The organism is Acinetobacter sp. D009 (assembly GCF_038562025.1).
Classification (GTDB): Bacteria; Pseudomonadota; Gammaproteobacteria; order Pseudomonadales; family Moraxellaceae; genus Acinetobacter; species Acinetobacter pittii.
The window spans coordinates 1,948,190-1,964,780 of the sequence record NZ_CP151886.1 but is presented as its reverse complement, the minus strand read 5'-3'; the positions used below and the strand labels follow the sequence as shown (position 1 = coordinate 1,964,780).

Annotated in this window: 14 protein-coding genes; 7 read left to right on the top strand and 7 right to left on the bottom strand. The window is 35.1% G+C overall.

Annotation, left to right across the window (positions count from 1 at the left end; translation table 11 throughout):
* Window positions 1–29 precede the first annotated feature (29 nt).
* The gene (locus AAC388_RS09295; RefSeq protein ID WP_060465671.1) at window positions 30–1,316 is read right to left on the bottom strand and encodes an MFS transporter; all 1,287 of its coding nucleotides are present in this window, start codon (window positions 1,314–1,316) and stop codon (window positions 30–32) included.
* A gap of 516 nt (window positions 1,317–1,832) precedes the next feature.
* Here AAC388_RS09295 and AAC388_RS09290 point away from each other — a divergent pair.
* Window positions 1,833–4,034, top strand: a complete 2,202-nt coding sequence (locus AAC388_RS09290) for a TonB-dependent siderophore receptor (RefSeq protein ID WP_342370498.1) — start codon at window positions 1,833–1,835, stop codon at window positions 4,032–4,034.
* A 54-nt stretch (window positions 4,035–4,088) separates the two neighbouring features.
* Here AAC388_RS09290 and AAC388_RS09285 read toward each other — a convergent pair whose 3' ends face one another.
* Complete coding sequence (locus AAC388_RS09285) at window positions 4,089–5,507, bottom strand: aspartate ammonia-lyase (RefSeq protein ID WP_017399577.1); 1,419 nt, start codon at window positions 5,505–5,507, stop codon at window positions 4,089–4,091.
* 403 nt (window positions 5,508–5,910) lie between these two features.
* On the opposite strand from AAC388_RS09285, the gene AAC388_RS09280 reads away from it, so the two are divergent.
* The 4 genes from AAC388_RS09280 to AAC388_RS09265 all read left to right on the top strand — a co-directional run bounded on the left by AAC388_RS09280 (window position 5,911) and on the right by AAC388_RS09265 (window position 8,992).
* Entirely contained in the window at window positions 5,911–6,093 is a 183-nt protein-coding gene (locus AAC388_RS09280; RefSeq protein WP_002113649.1) for a hypothetical protein, read from the top strand.
* 110 nt (window positions 6,094–6,203) lie between these two features.
* Window positions 6,204–6,425, top strand: coding sequence for a hypothetical protein (locus AAC388_RS09275; protein WP_014206692.1), 222 nt, complete (start codon window positions 6,204–6,206; stop codon window positions 6,423–6,425).
* A 546-nt stretch (window positions 6,426–6,971) separates the two neighbouring features.
* A complete protein-coding gene (locus AAC388_RS09270) occupies window positions 6,972–7,865 on the top strand; it encodes a LysR substrate-binding domain-containing protein (protein WP_002113716.1) in 894 nt (297 codons plus the stop codon).
* Window positions 7,866–8,098: 233 nt separating this feature from the next.
* Window positions 8,099–8,992, top strand: coding sequence for a LysR family transcriptional regulator (locus tag AAC388_RS09265; RefSeq protein ID WP_003651675.1), 894 nt, complete (start codon window positions 8,099–8,101; stop codon window positions 8,990–8,992).
* Between the two features lie 49 nt (window positions 8,993–9,041).
* Here the strand turns inward: AAC388_RS09265 and AAC388_RS09260 are convergent, their stop codons facing one another.
* The 5 genes from AAC388_RS09260 to AAC388_RS09240 form a co-directional block, all read right to left on the bottom strand.
* Entirely contained in the window at window positions 9,042–10,214 is a 1,173-nt protein-coding gene (locus tag AAC388_RS09260; RefSeq protein ID WP_342370497.1) for a thiolase family protein, read from the bottom strand.
* A 65-nt stretch (window positions 10,215–10,279) separates the two neighbouring features.
* A complete protein-coding gene (locus AAC388_RS09255) occupies window positions 10,280–11,689 on the bottom strand; it encodes a TIGR00366 family protein (protein WP_069030506.1) in 1,410 nt (469 codons plus the stop codon).
* A 116-nt stretch (window positions 11,690–11,805) separates the two neighbouring features.
* Complete coding sequence (locus AAC388_RS09250) at window positions 11,806–12,447, bottom strand: 3-oxoacid CoA-transferase subunit B (protein WP_063098795.1); 642 nt, start codon at window positions 12,445–12,447, stop codon at window positions 11,806–11,808.
* A 1-nt stretch (window position 12,448) separates the two neighbouring features.
* Window positions 12,449–13,153 carry a CoA transferase subunit A gene (locus AAC388_RS09245; RefSeq protein WP_002113873.1) on the bottom strand — a complete coding sequence of 235 codons (705 nt, stop codon included), beginning with the start codon at window positions 13,151–13,153 and terminating at the stop codon, window positions 12,449–12,451.
* Between the two features lie 245 nt (window positions 13,154–13,398).
* The gene (locus tag AAC388_RS09240) at window positions 13,399–14,280 is read right to left on the bottom strand and encodes a LysR family transcriptional regulator (RefSeq protein WP_014206698.1); all 882 of its coding nucleotides are present in this window, start codon (window positions 14,278–14,280) and stop codon (window positions 13,399–13,401) included.
* Between the two features lie 298 nt (window positions 14,281–14,578).
* Between AAC388_RS09240 and AAC388_RS09235 the strand changes: the two genes are divergently transcribed.
* Window positions 14,579–14,980, top strand: a complete 402-nt coding sequence (locus AAC388_RS09235) for a J517_1871 family lipoprotein (protein WP_064784140.1) — start codon at window positions 14,579–14,581, stop codon at window positions 14,978–14,980.
* Between the two features lie 658 nt (window positions 14,981–15,638).
* Window positions 15,639–16,544 (top strand): TonB family protein, encoded by a 906-nt coding sequence (locus tag AAC388_RS09230; protein ID WP_342370496.1) that lies wholly within the window; start codon window positions 15,639–15,641, stop codon window positions 16,542–16,544.
* The last annotated feature ends 47 nt before the right edge of the window (window positions 16,545–16,591 follow it).

Genomic DNA, 16,591 nt, shown 5'->3' with positions numbered 1-16,591 from the left:
CTGCTTGGGACAGAAGGCATATTGTTTAATTAATGATCATGTTCTAAATAATCTGGTTTTTTCGGAAGCGCAAGGCTACATAAGAAACAGATAATCAGCATGACAATGACATATATAAAGAAGGTATTTTCAATTCCGGCAGCTTTGAACTGTAGGGCAACTGAAGGAGCAGAACCGCCAAACAGCGCATTACCTACCGCATAAGAAAATCCTACACCTAAAGCTCGCACATGAGGTGGGAACATTTCAGCTTTTACCAAGCCACTAATAGAAGTATAGAAGCTGAGTAACATCATCATAAAAATAAGTAGCAAGGTAATGATGATCGGAGAATCTATATAGGCACGCATCCCGATCACCATGACTGGGTATATAAAAATCGCAGACAATAAGCTAAAGGCCAGCATTGAAGAGCGTCGCCCAATACGGTCGGAAATTGCACCAAATACAGGTTGAGCACACATATAGACAAATAGGGCGAAGGTCATAATATAACCAACGGTTTTTCCATCCATCCCTAAATTGGTTAAATAGGTTTTTGAATAAACGGTCTCTACATAAAACGTTAATGAACCAGCAGAAGTGTATCCAACCACCAATAAAAAGGTTTTCCAATGTTTCTTAAAGAGTTCTCTTAAGCTGCCAGATTCTTTTCGTTCGCTGTCTTGATGAGAAAGCGTTTCTTCTAAGCGACTACGTGCAAGCAAAGAAAAAATTGCTGCAATGCCACCAATAACAAACGGAATACGCCATCCACCATCATGTAATTGTTGTTCACTTAAGAACGTTAATAAAATTACACCAAGTAAGCTTGCGAGTAACTGACCACCAGAGAGGGTGACATATTGGAAAGATGAGTAAAAACCACGTTGGCCTTTTAAACCCAATTCACTCATATATGTTGCTACTGCACCATATTCACCACCAACCGATAAGCCTTGAAGTAAGCGCACTACCAGTAAAAGAAACGGGGCAAATAAGCCAACTTGGTCATAAGTAGGTAGGGCTGCAAATAGAAAAGAACTCAAAGCCATCAGACAAATTGAGATGACCATCGACTTTTTTCGACCATGCCGGTCTGCAATTCGTCCAAATACCCAACTACCAATAGGACGCATAAAAAAGCTTGCAGCGAATACGCCCCACACATAGATAGATTTAGTCGTACTATCCATATCAGGTGCTGTTAGCGCTTGAGTAAAGTAGGCAGCAAATACTGCATAGATATAAAAGTCGAACCATTCAACTAAATTACCAGAGGCTGCGCCTACAATCCCACGTATTCTGCTACGTTTTTCTTCCTGAGTGTATGTCATATTTCTTCCATCATTTTGCAGACAAAAATGAGGAATTTTTAGATATGCTGGATAGAAAATAGAATGAAACTTTAAATATCACTCAATCCTGAGCACTTCCTTAAATTCCTAACCATTCATTTTTTCTAATTTTAAAATTCGATTCTAGTAAGATTACGTCCTTTTGTTCGATTTAAAGAGATTTTTAACAATGATCGAACACTTCCTTTCATTTAACTTAATAATTAATTCTATTTAAAATCAGTGAGCTAATTTACAACGGTACTTTTCTATTTTATTTCTCCTTTTAAGTTTCATTTCGAGCTTAAGTTTATTTCGAATATTTGGTAATACTTAAAAAGTTATAGCGTCAATTCCTAATAAAATAAATGAAATTTATATAATGATAAGTTCATAAAATTTGTATCAAATACACTTAATCGAAAAAGTACAGAATGTATTGTTTCTCAATATATGTAGCTGTATTCTTGCGTGGCTAAAAATAGACTCCGCACTCATTTCTAGCGCTTTAGAATTATGCACGGTATGGCAGGTAGTTATTCAATGGAAAGACGTTCGATAAATCTTCACTTCATGACATGCTCTAAAACAGCATTGGCTTCATCTATTGCACTCATAACATCTGTCGTCTATGCAAATGAAGCGGAGGTTTCGCAGCTCCCAACCATTACTGTGAATGCTACACAAAATAATGATGCACTATATACGTCTAAAAAAGTTAATTTAGCTGGTTTTCAAACTAATGATTTAAAGAAAGTTCCTGCATCTATTACAACCATTACCTCTGAGCGTATAGCAGACCAACACGCAAAAACTTTAACTGATGTTATTAAAAACGATTCTTCGTTAGGGGATGGCTATGCTGCGATTGGCTACTATCCAAATTTTGTAGCACGTGGTTTTGCGCTTGATTTAGGCTCAAGTTATCTCATTAATGGCCATACTATACGTGGCGAACAAAACGTGGCTTTAGAAAATAAAGAACAAGTTGAAATCTTAAAAGGCATTTCTGCAATTCAAAGTGGAATGTCGACACCAGGTGGTGTTGTTAACTATGTCACCAAAAGGCCTGCCGATGTTAAAAACATTACTGTAGATGCAAATTCAGAAGGCGGCTATACACTGGCAACAGATGTTGGCGGCTTTGTTAATAATAGTTTTGGTTATCGAATCAATTTAGCCCATGAAAGCATCCATCCAAATGTTGATCACGCAAATGGTAAACGAGAGTTTGGTTCAGTTGCTTTAGACTGGAAAATTAATGATCGTTCTAAATTATTGTTTGATATTGAAGCTCAGCATCAAAGTCAACGTTCAGTACCAGGTTATCAACTGCTTGATGGGCAAGAAGTACCAACAAATGTAGATCAAGACCGTTTATTGGGTTATCAGTCTTGGAGTAAACCTGTTGTAAATAACAGTGTAAATGCAAGTTTGAAATATCAATATACATTTAATGATCAATGGAATGCTAGTTTAAGTGCATCGCAAAGCCGTGTTGTGATTGATGATTATATTGTGTTTCCTTATGGAAGTTATTATTCATCGGGTAATCCACTTGCAGTATTTGACAAAGATGGAAACTATGATCTTTATGACTATCGTAGCCCAGATGACACACGTATAACTAATCAGTTTTCTGCTGGGTTAGAGGGTCAATTCAATACTGGCAATATTGAGCATCAGGTAGCTTTTGAATTGCAAAATACACGTAAAAACCTGAAGCGTTATGATCCGAGTAATCAACTTATTGAGAATGAAATTGGCAATATTTATACTGATTCATCAGATTTTAAAATGCCACCTGAAAAATTAGGCAATCGCTTTAAAGCTCTAGAAAGCGATCAGACTGCTTTTACTATATCTGACCGAGTTCAATTTAATGATCAATGGTCAACTTTACTCGGTGGAAAACTTATTCATCTTGATGAGCAAGCCTATACGTCAGATGGACAGCAAAGCCGAGATACCGATTTAAATAAATTTTTACCGCAATTAGCACTCATGTATAGCCCAACTGCTAAAACTAATCTTTATGCTTCATATGCCAAAGGATTATCAGATGGTGGTGAAGCTCCGTGGTTCGCTAATAATGCTCTAGAAGTTCTATCTCCTAAAAATTCTGAACAATATGAAGTTGGTGTTAAGCAACAAATTCGGAACTTCTTGGTAACGGCAGCAGTTTTCGATTTAAAACAAGACAATCAATATAGCAAAGTAAATGCTGATGGAACTTTCGATTTTATTGAACAAGGTGAACAGCACAATCAAGGTATTGAATTAGGTTTAACTGGTGCCTTAACCGATACAGTTGACGTAAGCTCTGGCATTACTTACACCAAATCACGTCTTGTTGATATTGAGAGTGACAGCTACAAAGGTCATCAAACTCAAAATGTACCGAAAGTACGCGCAACTGCACAGTTATCTTATAAAGTTCCGTCAGTTGAAGGATTAAGATTATTGAGTGGCATGCAATACAGTAGCAGTAAATATGCAAACAAAGAGGGAACTGCAAAAGTAGGCGGTTACAGCGTTTTTAATATTGGTGCTGCCTATAAAACAAATTTTTCTGGGCATGACACAACTTTTAGATTCAATATTGATAACTTATTTAATAAGAAATATTGGCGTGATGTAGGGGCATTTATGGGTGATGACTATTTATTCTTAGGTAATCCACGTACAGCCCAGTTCTCTACAACTTTCAGTTTTTAAAATATAAAACAAATAAAAAAGGAGCTTATAAAAGCTCCTTTTTTATTTCAGGAATTAAGCCGACATTTTTGGTTTAACCATATTATTAATCGACAAGATATCATCAAGCACTTGTGCCGATAATAAACCTTCATTTTGAACTAAAGCCAATACGCTTTGTCCAGTTTCGTTTGCAGTTTTAGCAATACGAGTTGTAGTTTCATAACCTAGATATGGGTTAAGTGCAGTCACGATACCAATCGAGTTTTCAACCAAAGCCTTACAATGCTCAGGGTTCGCCGTAATTGTATCAATACACTTACTTTGGAACATTGCCATTGCCTTACCAAGCAAATCCATAGATTCAAACAGTTTGAATGCAATAAGTGGTTCCATTGCATTTAACTGTAATTGACCCGCTTCAGCAGCTAAAGTTACAGCCAAGTCATTTGCAATAATTTGGAAGCAAGCAAGGTTCATTGCTTCAGGTATAACTGGGTTTACTTTACCCGGCATGATCGAGCTACCCGGTTGACGAGCTTCTAAATTAATTTCATTAATGCCAGTACGTGGACCACTTGAAAGTAAACGTAAGTCATTGGCAATTTTTGAAAGTTTAGTTGCGGTACGCTTTAATAAACCAGATAAAAGAACAAAGTCACCCATATCTGAAGTTGCTTCGATTAGATCAGGAGCAGATTTAATTTTCTTACCAGAAATTTTTGCAAGTGCTTGAATAGCAAGTTCACGGTAACTATATTCAGTAGTAATTCCCGTACCAATCGCCGTACCACCAAGGTTCATATACGCTAAAACATTTGGAATAAGCGTATTAATTTGCTCAAGGTCTTTTTGTAAAGTTACTGCAAAAGCACCAAACTCTTGACCTAATGTCATTGGCACAGCATCTTGTAACTGTGTACGGCCCATTTTCAGGATGTGAGCAAATTCTTGAGATTTATTGCGGAAACTTAAAATTAAATTGTTAAAAGGAAGATTTAGTTCATCTAAGCTTAATAACAAACCTAAGCGAATCGCAGTAGGGTACACGTCATTTGTTGACTGTGACATGTTAATGTCGTTATTAGGATGCAAATATTGATATTGGCCTTTTGCATGTCCCATATATTCTAAAGCGACGTTTGCTAATACTTCATTTGCATTCATATTGGTTGAAGTACCAGCACCGCCTTGCATCATATCAATCGGGAACTGGTCGTGAAAATTACCACGAATAAGTTGATTACAGCTGTATTCAATCGCTTCAAATTTAGTCTGATCTAAGCTTTTAAGATTATAGTTCGCTTCAGCACAAGCAAGCTTTACCATTGCTAAAGCTTTAATAAGGTGAGGGAAATTTCCGACCTTGCTTTGAGTTAAATTAAAGTTTTCTAGAGCACGTAATGTTTGAACTCCGTAGTAGTCGTTATTATTGATCTCTCTATAACCAATAAGATCCTTCTCAATACGGGTGGTAATTTCAGCGTTCATCATTAAACTTCGAATTAGTAAAGAAGATAATTCATATTAGATTTCGAAATGCTTCACTTCTAATGCATTTATCAAGTTAATTATGCATTTTTTGCATATCAATTTTTTAATTTTATAGTCAACTAACTAGGAGAGTTCATTTTTAACTATTAATTTAACTTTATAAATTAATAACTTAATATTGAGATGAAGTTGATTTCAAAATTTGCTTGATACAATGAATGGTCATCTAATTTTTGAAAGAAACCCATTGTAAAAATTAAGACTGATTAATTTAAATGAAATATCAACTTAATTATCTTTATTATTAGCTTTTAAAGTGAAGCTTATCTAACAAATTCATATAAAATGTGATGCATTTCACATAAAAAACACTATAATACGAAAAAATCTTAGTTTTAAGTTTATGTTAAAAGTCACAGCCGCATTAATTATTTTGGGAAGTTTTACATACTATGTGCTTTTCCACGGTGAAGAGAAAAGTGAGTCTAAAACTTCTCGTCTGCTTAAAGAAGCAGAGCAATCAATCGCTTCTGCTGAAACCTCGGTAAACAAGGCTAATAGTATTGTGCCCATATCTTACAAGTAGCCTCAGTTCTTAGGTTAACCATTCCATATTATCCATCAAAATATTGTTTTATCTAGATTTTCTTAGAATTTGGGTAAAAGACTGTATGTATAGAGACAAAATTCATGAGAATGAAGTTTATCGCCTATGATCCCAATTCTGGGGAAAAATTAAGCTTAAAAGAGCATATCCACCATATGGATAAATACACCACTTATATCTTTTTTAGTGATGAAAATGACAATATGGTGTTCAATCCCCAGAAAAAGCAAGTTTTTGAAATTACTCAATATACTTCTAATATGATGGTTGAAATTTCAAGAAAATTATATTACCTCATTGGCGAATATTAGAAATTCGGTTTTTATTCAATCTTAAGTTAAATACTTTAGTAGAATAGTCAGGTTTTATGGACTGAGCTATACTGCAAGCATATCTTCTGATTTAAATGAATTTATTGAGTCAGAGAGCTTAATTCCTGAAATAAGCTAGATAGTCATTTTCAGTTTTACAGTCCGTATTCTTCCCCAAGGTGCGGACTTTTTTTATAAAAAATAAAACATGAGTAAAGCATAGGATTATTTCTTTTTTTATTAACTTAAAACTTGTTATTTACTTGCGTTATATGCTCCTTACTTTTTGATTTAAAATAATTTTTAAAGTAATAATTTTATATTTGTATGAGTTGTTGAGTTAAATCAAAGTCTTTTATTCTCTTACGCTCTTTTCTATGTCAGAATTATTTAAATACTTACTTTTATTGTTTGGCTTTGCCAACCCTCCATCGCATTTTTGCAGGTACTCCCATGTTTTATAGTTTTTATTCATCTATTCAGTTATTTATTCAGCTTCCCAACCAGACAGATTAAGGACATAAATATAAAAAGGGAATGCATAAAATGAACTTAGAAGTACGTTGGGTAGAAGACCTTTTGACACTTGAGCGTGAGCGTTCTATTTCAAAAGCAGCCGAAAAACGATTTATTAGTCAATCCGCGTTTACGCGTAGAATTCAGCAAATAGAAGAGATGATCGGAGCTGAAGTTATTATTCGAAATAATAAAAATAATATTGAATTTACAGACATTGGGCGGATTATGCTGGTTATGTCTAAAAATATTGAAAAGCAGGTAGAAGAAACAGCAAAGCTGATTAAAAACATCAAAAATGAAACCGAATCTACGATTCGTTTCTGTGTTGTACACTCATTAGCCTCAGGTTTTTTAACCACTTTTTTAAAAAAATTCCCAACATTTATGCGCGATTTAAAAATCGAAATTGTCGCGACGAATAGTGGTGAAGGCTTATCTCTCTTAAAAGAAGGTGCCTGCGATTTTATGATTTGCTATGCAGATCGATCTAATATTAATCGAGTTGGCGATGATATTTTAAGTGGTATCAAGATCGCTGAAACAGAGATTGTTCCAGTGTCAGCTACCGAAGCAGATCATACGCCTAAGCATACAATTCAGAGTAATTTTTCATTACTTGCTTATAGTAAACATGCATATTTGCGCAAATTGGTCGATCAATTGATTGAAGGTAAACTGATCTATAAAACCTTATATGAAACTGACAATGCCACCAACTTGAAAGAGCTTGTATTACAAGGTTTAGGTGTAGCATGGATTCCAAAAATTAATGTAGAGGAAGATCTCGCTACCGGAAAATTGGTCATGTTGGACCATAACGAATATTGTCTGCCACAGGATATTTATATTTTTAAAAATAACTTGAGTGATAACAAATCAGTTCAGCAAATCTGGAAGGGCTTTCAAACTCAGCATGATTAAAATTTATCATGATATGTGATGTCTTAAAGGTATTTACATACAAAGTAATCAATTAAAGAGTTCATACCTTTGTCTTTATGATGAAAGGCTTTATAAAGCATTGCTCATGGTCTAGATTCTTTGTTAATTTAGACCATATATCAATAATTCAGAAATCTAGTGAGCATTTTTATATATGCTGTGCCTGATTTCATTCCTTTTGAATGGATTATTTGATCCAGACGGAGACAATTTTGTTTGATCTAGATAGTAGATTACTAAATATTTTTTATCATATTTATCGGTTTAAAAGTGTTTCAATGGCTGCTGATGCTATTGGCCTTACACAACCGAGTGTTAGTAATGGACTGAACAAAATCCGTCAGCATTTTAATGATCCACTTTTTATTCGTGTTGGGAATGAGATGATCCCAACCGAATTAGCAAAAGAGATTTTTCCACTCATTAGTGAAGTTATTGATAAAGTAGAAAGCATTAATAATTTTAGCGTGAATTTTGATCCGCTAACTTCAGATCAGCTTTTTACAATTGCCATGACAGATGTATCTCATCTGGTTTTATTACCGCAATTAACAAACTATTTAAAAGAGAAAGCACCTTTAATTCGCTTGAATATTAGGCCGATTACACCAGAAACCAGCTATCAAATGGCAAATGGTGAGATTGATCTTGCAATTGGTTTTTTACCCCAATTAGAAGAAGGCTTTTATCAACAAAAGTTTTTTAAACAGCATTATGTGGTGATTAGCTCTAAGAGTCATCCTCGTTTAGACCCAAATAATTTTACTTTAGATGATTATATGCGCGAGTATCATATCGACATTGATGCGGGAATCGGGCACTACCATATTAAAAATGAATTGCAGAACAAAGGTTTAGATCGAAATATTTTAATTCGATTACCGAGCTATCTTGGAGTGGGTTTAGTCGTTCAAGAAACAGATGCGATCGCAACGGTACCGTATTATTTAAGCCAAGTCTTATTGGTGAGAGAAAATTTACAGATTTTACCAGCACCTCTAGACTTCCCAACTTATGATGTTAAACAACATTGGCATATGTCTTGCCATCATAAAAGTAGCCATAAATGGTTCCGTCAAACCTGTTATGAACTTTTTAAAGTCTAAAAAAAGAAGATGTAAAAAGAATTCTTACATCTTCCGTGCACTTTAATTTTTAGATTTCAATTGCAACAGCTGTAGCTTCACCACCACCAATACATAATGCAGCAACACCTTTCTTCTTACCAAGGCGTTTTAAAGCATAGATAAGAGAAAGAATAATTCTTGAACCAGTTGCGCCAATTGGATGGCCTAAAGCACAAGCACCACCATGGACGTTTACTTTTGCCTCATCAATGCCGAGTTCATGAATTGGCGCCATTGCGACCATTGCAAAAGCTTCATTAATTTCCCAAGCATCTACCTCGTCAACTGACCAACCAGCGCGCTCAAGCACTTTTTGAATTGCACTAATTGGAGCAATGGTAAATTCGCTTGGATGCTGGGAGTGCGTAGAAGTTGCAACAATTTTTGCTAAAGTATTTAAACCATGGCTTTGAGCATATTCTTCAGTGGTGAGTACTAATGCAGCAGCGCCATCAGAAATTGAGCTTGAGTTAGCTGCTGTAATTGTACCGTCTTTACTAAAAGCAGGACGTAAAGTTGGAATTTTCTCAAGATTAGCTTTTAATGGCTGTTCATCTTGATCGATAACTTCAACACCTTTACGTGTTTTTACTTCAACAGGAACAATTTCTTCTTTGAAGTAACCTTCCGTAATCGCAGTTTGCGCTTTTTTAAGTGAAGAAATCGCAAAGTTATCCATTTGCTCACGGGTAAAGCCTTTGGTATTTGCCATGTCTTGAGCAAAAGAACCCATTAAGCGGCCTGTTTCTGCATCTTCAAGACCATCTAAAAACATATGGTCCTTAATTTCACCGTGACCCATACGGTAACCACCGCGAGCTTTAGGTAAAATATAAGGCGCATTGGTCATAGATTCCATACCGCCAGCTACAATAATATTGGCACCGCCTGCTTTTAGAGTATCAGATGCCATTAACACCGCTTTCATGGCAGAGCCACAAAGTTTATTAATGGTGACAGCGCCGACATGATCAGGTACACCAGCTTTACGCATCGCCTGACGAGCAGGACCTTGGCCTATGCCTGCACTCAATACACAACCAAAAATAACTTCATCTACTTGTTCAGGTGCAACACCTGCACGTTGGATCGATTCACGGATAACAGTAGCGCCAAGTTCTGGTGCAGTTAAAGCCGATAGGCTGCCTTGAAAACCGCCCATTGCAGTACGGCTACCTGAAACTATAACAATTGAACTCATCTTAATATCTCTTATTGATGTATTTGCTAAATTTGCCTTTAGCCGAAACTAAAGGCGCCAGTAAATTAAAAAGTAGGTGGGGTGTAGCTAAGTGTTCTTCCAAAGAACCATAATAAAAATAAAACTAACGGAAAATGCACAACGAGCTGAGTGACTGTAAAACCAATCACATCTTTTGCTTTTAGTTTTAAAATGCCTAACATTGGAAGCATAAAGAACGGATTGATTAAGTTCGGTAAAGCTTCGGCTGCATTATAAATTTGTACAGACCAGCCTAAATGAACTTTCAAATCATTTGCTGCTTGCATTACATATGGGGCTTCAATAATCCATTTTCCACCGCCAGATGGCACAAAGAACCCAAGGATGGCAGAGTAAATTCCCATCACAATTGCGAAGGTTTCTTTTGAGGCGATTGAAACGAAAAACTCAGCTATATAATGCGACAGCGATAAATCTTGACTGTTTAAAGCTTGCGTCATAATAAAAGCGATGCTTCCGTAAAGTGGAAACTGAATTAAGATTCCTGATACAGCCGGAACTGCCTTTGAAACAGCATTTAAAAAGTTTCGTGGTGTGCCATGCAATGCTAGTCCAAGCATTAAAAACACAAAGTTGTAGGTGTTAAGGCTTGAAATGGCAATGATTGGATTACTTTTTGAAAATTCAAAAAACATCCAGATTAAGCCTAATGCCACCACAATAATCGTTAAGATAGGCGAGTTTTCTAACCAATCACCTGGACGATTAGATTTCACATCATGTGGTTTATCTTCTTCAAACTGAACATCAAAACTATCAATCGTTTTAACATTATTACCTTTTGGAGCTGACCAATAAGCGATTGCGATTGAAACAATCACCAAAATAATGGTCATCGCAATTGATTGCCAAAGGAAAATCGTTTCAGTAAATGGAATAACGCCAGTTAAGTTATAAATTGACTCAGGTAAACTGGTTTTATTTGCCTGAAGCTGTGCTGCCGAAGAGCTAATCCCCAGTGCCCATGTTGCCCCCATACCAATAATTGCTGCCGCTGCCGCTGCACGGTAATCCATATTCAGCTCTTTACGTTTTGCTAATGCAATCACTAAAAGTGCAGTAAGAATCGTGCTTACTGCCCAATTGACCAGTGAAATTAACAAGCTGACGGTTGCAACTAGAACAATAGCACCACGTCCAGAATTTGGAATACGTGCCATTTTTTGGATTAGGAACTTTACGGGCTTAGATACAGAAACGACATAACCTACAATAATGAGCATCGTCATTTGCAGGGTAAAGGGAATAAGACTCCAGAAACCGTTACCGAAGGAAGTCGCGACATCGTGAATAGGTGCACCAATACCTAAAGCGGCAACTGAAACGATAATGACGCCAAGTAATGCAAAAATATATGAATCAGGAAACCATTTTTCAGACCAGTCACTAATCCGAAGAGCAAATCTTTCAAAAATTCCTTGCTGTTTTTCCATAGCTGAAAAAATCCTTCTCGTTCTTATTTATAGACAGCACATCCGGTGCTTAAAAGGGCTAAGACTTAAGCTCACTTTCTAACTTAAGTCTTATCTGGCTTACTAAAAATTAAAATTTAAGCGACTAAGGTTTTATAAAACTCAACACCTGTAGCAGCTTGAATCTGTTCAAGCGTGACATCTTTAGCAAGTTCAATCAGCTCTACGCCTTGTTGTGTAATGTCCATTACACCTAAGTCAGTAATGACGCGATGAACCACACCTTTACCTGTTAAAGGTAGGCTACAGTTTTTAACGATCTTTGGCGTACCATCTTTTGCACAGTGTTCCATAAGCACTACAACTTTTTGGACACCAACAACCAAGTCCATTGCACCACCCATACCTTTGACTTTCTTGCCAGGAATCATCCAGTTCGCCAAGTCACCATTTTCAGAAACTTCCATTGCACCTAAAATTGCAATGTTGACATGGCCACCGCGGATCATGGCAAAAGATTCTGAGCTTGAGAAAAAAGCAGCACCAGGGCGAGCAGTAACCGTTTGTTTCCCAGCATTAATTAAATCGGCATCGACAGTTTCTTCGGTTGGAAACTCACCAATACCTAATAGGCCATTTTCAGACTGAAGCCAAACATTAATATTTTCAGGAATATAATTAGCAACTAGAGTAGGTAAGCCAATACCTAAATTGACATAAAAACCGTCTTCAAGTTCTTTTGCAGCACGTTGTGCCATTTCATTACGCGACCAAGCCATTTTATACTGCCTCCGTGCTTAAAGTTTTATGCTCAATACGTTTTTCAGGTGACGCATTAAGTACAATGCGGTTTACATAGATACCCGCTAAATGGATCTCATCCGGATCTAATTCACCAATTTCAACAACCTGTTCAACTTCGGCGATTGTAATTTTTCCAGCCATTGCACATTCAGGGTTAAAATTCTGAGCAGTTTTACGGAACACTAAGTTACCAGCCTTGTCTGCCTTATAGGCCTTAACAAGAGCCACGTCTGCTGTTAAAGATTCCTCTAAAATGTAGTTTTTGCCATTAAAGGTACGTTCTTCTTTACCTTCGGCAATGAGTGTACCGACGCCAGTCTGAGTATAGAACGCAGGAATACCAGCACCGCCAGCACGTAACTTTTCAGCTAATGTACCTTGTGGAGTAAGTTCTACATCGAGTTCACCATTTAAATATTGGCGCTCAAATTCTTTGTTTTCACCAACATAAGAAGAGATCATTTTTTTGATCTGTTTTGTTTGAAGCAAAATACCTAAACCAAAATCATCTACACCTGCGTTATTTGAAATACATGTGAGACCAGTCACACCACTTTGCTTAACTGCAACAATCAGTTTTTCCGGAATTCCACATAAACCAAAACCGCCTACGGCAAGTGTTTGATTATCTGCAATAACATCTTTTAGTGCTGCCTCTGCATTGGCATAAACTTTATTCATTCTATTGTTATCCTATATCCCTTAGTAATCTTAGTTTTAGCATCACATTTTGCGTTATAGAAGTTAATTTTTTTAAATGATTAATAAGTATAATCAATGAATGGTTTCAAATCGTCTACAAAAGATCAGACGAACATAAAGCAAAATACTTTAAAAAACCACCTCATATCATTGAAAATTATTATAATTAATAATTTTAGCTTAAGCGTATGCTTAGCTCATCCTAAAAAGCAGTCTTTAATTTTTTAAAATTTATATTGAATCAAAGCTTCAATAAATTGAGTCGAAATATTTGAAATTTCAAAGTTCTTTTTATAAACAATTCCTACAGTCTTATGGATAGATTCATCCTTTAACTCAATGAGTACGTTATGTTCTTTATCAATGTGTTTAGCAAAATGTCTTGGAATTGCACTTACCCCAATTCCATAAGCCACAAAACTTGAAAGTGATGAAATTTGATGACATTCAACTTTCAAATCGAGCGTTATATTATTTCGCAAACAATTCTGCTCAACCAAATATCGAACAATTGAAGGTTTTTGCAATGTCACGAATGGATTTGAACAAAGCTCTTGCCATGTAATAGAAGATGATTGAGCAAGTGGGTGAGTCTTTGGTAATAGAGCTAAGAAATCTTCTTCAAATAGTGGTTTGAACTCTAGGCCTTCGGTGAGATCAGGTTCAAAGCAGATACCAAGCTCGAAAATACCATCTTGTACTTTTTCTATAATGGTTTCATTGGGAATATCGTGAATTGAAAAGTTAAGATTGGGATGAAGTTCTAAAAATTGATGAATCACCTCAGGCAAAATTGCATGGGTCACAAAGGGCATTGAAGCGATACTTAAGGTTCCACGATTGAGCTTAAAACGTTGTTTAACATCGTTTTCCATTTCATCCCAATTGGCGAGTAATTTTTTAGCATAGGGAATGAGGGATTTACCTTCTTGTGTAAGCTCAACACGGCGAGTATTACGGTTAAATAGTTTTCCGCCTAATTCTTCCTCTAAGCTTTTGATGGTGAGACTTAAAGCAGATTGGCTTAGATGTAGCTCTAAAGATGCATTGGCATAGTTGAGTGTACGCGCAAGGGCTAAAAAAGCTTTTAGTTGTTTAAGCGTCATTTCATTCCTTTAGATTGCCCAACTCACCTAGAAGGGTAATTTATACGAAAATTTGTCTAATATGATGTTTTTTTAAAAAAATTAAGAAAATAATTTGCCACAGTACAAACATCCCCAAAGGATATATTATAAATTTAATCCACATTATATTTTGTTTTCTTATCAATATCTTACATTGTTACTCTATTGAATAATTTAAATTAAATAAATGCTATTTTTAAAACTTTTAAAACACCATCGGGTGGTTTTTAACTTTCTGAGCTGTTAAATTTTAAACATTATTAAAATGGATAATTTCATGAAAAAGATTATTTTTTTAGGGTCGACAGTTTTATTGAATGGATGTGTAATCCCAACAACTCAAATCATTACTAATAAATTTAGTGAAGTACAACCATCAATACCATCGGTATCAGGTATGTGGACGTTTTCGATCCATCCCAATACATCAACAATAAGACTTGAAGCAGATGGCAATGGAATACTTTGTGATGATACGAGTGGACATGTTGTATTCAACAAAGTTAAGTATGCAAATAATATGATTTACATTGAAAATGGTATGGTTCTAGACGTTAAGATTCTGAATAAAGATATAATTGAAGCTAGAACAATTTTAAGTGCCTCTAGTTCAAATATGATCTACAAAGCTGATAATGACTTAAAGGCAGCTTCATTAAAGTGCGCTAAAGAAATATAGATACTACTTTCCGCATTTATAATTATATTTCTCCTCTCTTAGATTGGACTTCACCTAAATTCTCTATCATCTTAATACTCTCTTTATTTATATAGTGTTATTGATATATAATCGTTTTTTAATACCTTTAAAATATAAAAAATGAACTTAAAATATTTTTTCTATTGTTTCTCTATGCTCTTAGGTGTATGCACCGTAGGTATGATAATTGCTTTCAGTGCAAGCCATGTTCTTAACATAATGAATCCTTTTTTCATAGCTTTATTTGGAATAGTGGCACTGACTACTTCAGGTTATATTTTCACTGCTAAAGCAACTGAAAATAGGTATAAAAATGCTCTTTATGTTTCAATCATTCTTTCACTTATACTGGCGATATTTTCTGTAAGGAAAAATAATGATATTACTAGCATCTTTTCTAGTTTTATTGCTTTAGTAATAACACTCCAACTGGGTTCTCTTATTCATTATTTAATTCACCGTACTAAAAAATAGTTATTTAATTTTCTAAATCTTTCATAAGTCTCATGATGTAATTAATCATATTTTGTTGTTCTAAATTGAATGCAATCTATGTAACAGGGGTATTTATTGATAGAAGTTTACTATGGAATCATTCTATTAGCTGATTATTAATTAGGATTAACTGAAATTCATTATGAAAACTTTAATAAAATTTATCTTAAGCTTTTTATTCTGCTTTGAATTAAATACGTATGCACAAAAACCTGAAAGTTTTAAAGATTTACAATATCAAAAGGTTAAGTGGATTAAATCCCCAAGTATTAGCATCAGTAATGATGAGCTACAAGGATATGATAGAAATATTGTAATAGCAGCAGAAACTAATATAAGTGGTAAAATTACAGCTGTTAAATTGATACAAAGTAGTGGGATTAGGAGTTTAGATTTAAAGTTAATAAATGCAGTGGAAAACGCTAGATTTTCGCCATATCAGGAAAATGGGGTTTTCTATCCAGTCAGATTTGTACAACCATTTGAATTACAAGCATCGAGAGAGCCTGAATTTGAGGTTTATCCAGAAATAAAAGTAAATAATGAAAATCTAAATGGGAAGAATAGATCAGTATCTATTTTTACAGAAGCTAATGTGAATGGAACTATAATTAGAGCAGAAATTCAAAAAAGTAGTGGGCTGATGAAATTAGATAACTTTGTGCTTGATGAGTTCCGTAAAGGTGCAAAATTTTTTCCATTAAATGTTAATGGAAAACCTTATCCTATTCGTAAAACTATTACTTATTATTTTCCTCTATCTACATTCTCCTCAAGTGATGCAGAAAAATATAAAAAGTCATACCAACTAAAAATTTTAAAAGCTTGGAATGTTCCTCCTAACTCACAAGGAACAAGCGCAAGTGTTAAAGTTTTATTAACAGATAATGGTGAGATAGATCAAATAGTATTTTTGAATGAGGTATCTAAAGAATTTAAATTAAGTATTGAACAAGCGATTAAAAAGTCTACCCCATTTATTTTACCTGAAAATACCCATATTAGAGAAAGAGCAAGAAACCTAACAATTAGCTTTAGGGCTACATAGCTATAGTATGTTTCTTGAACTTTTAAATTTTACTAATTATTAAATTG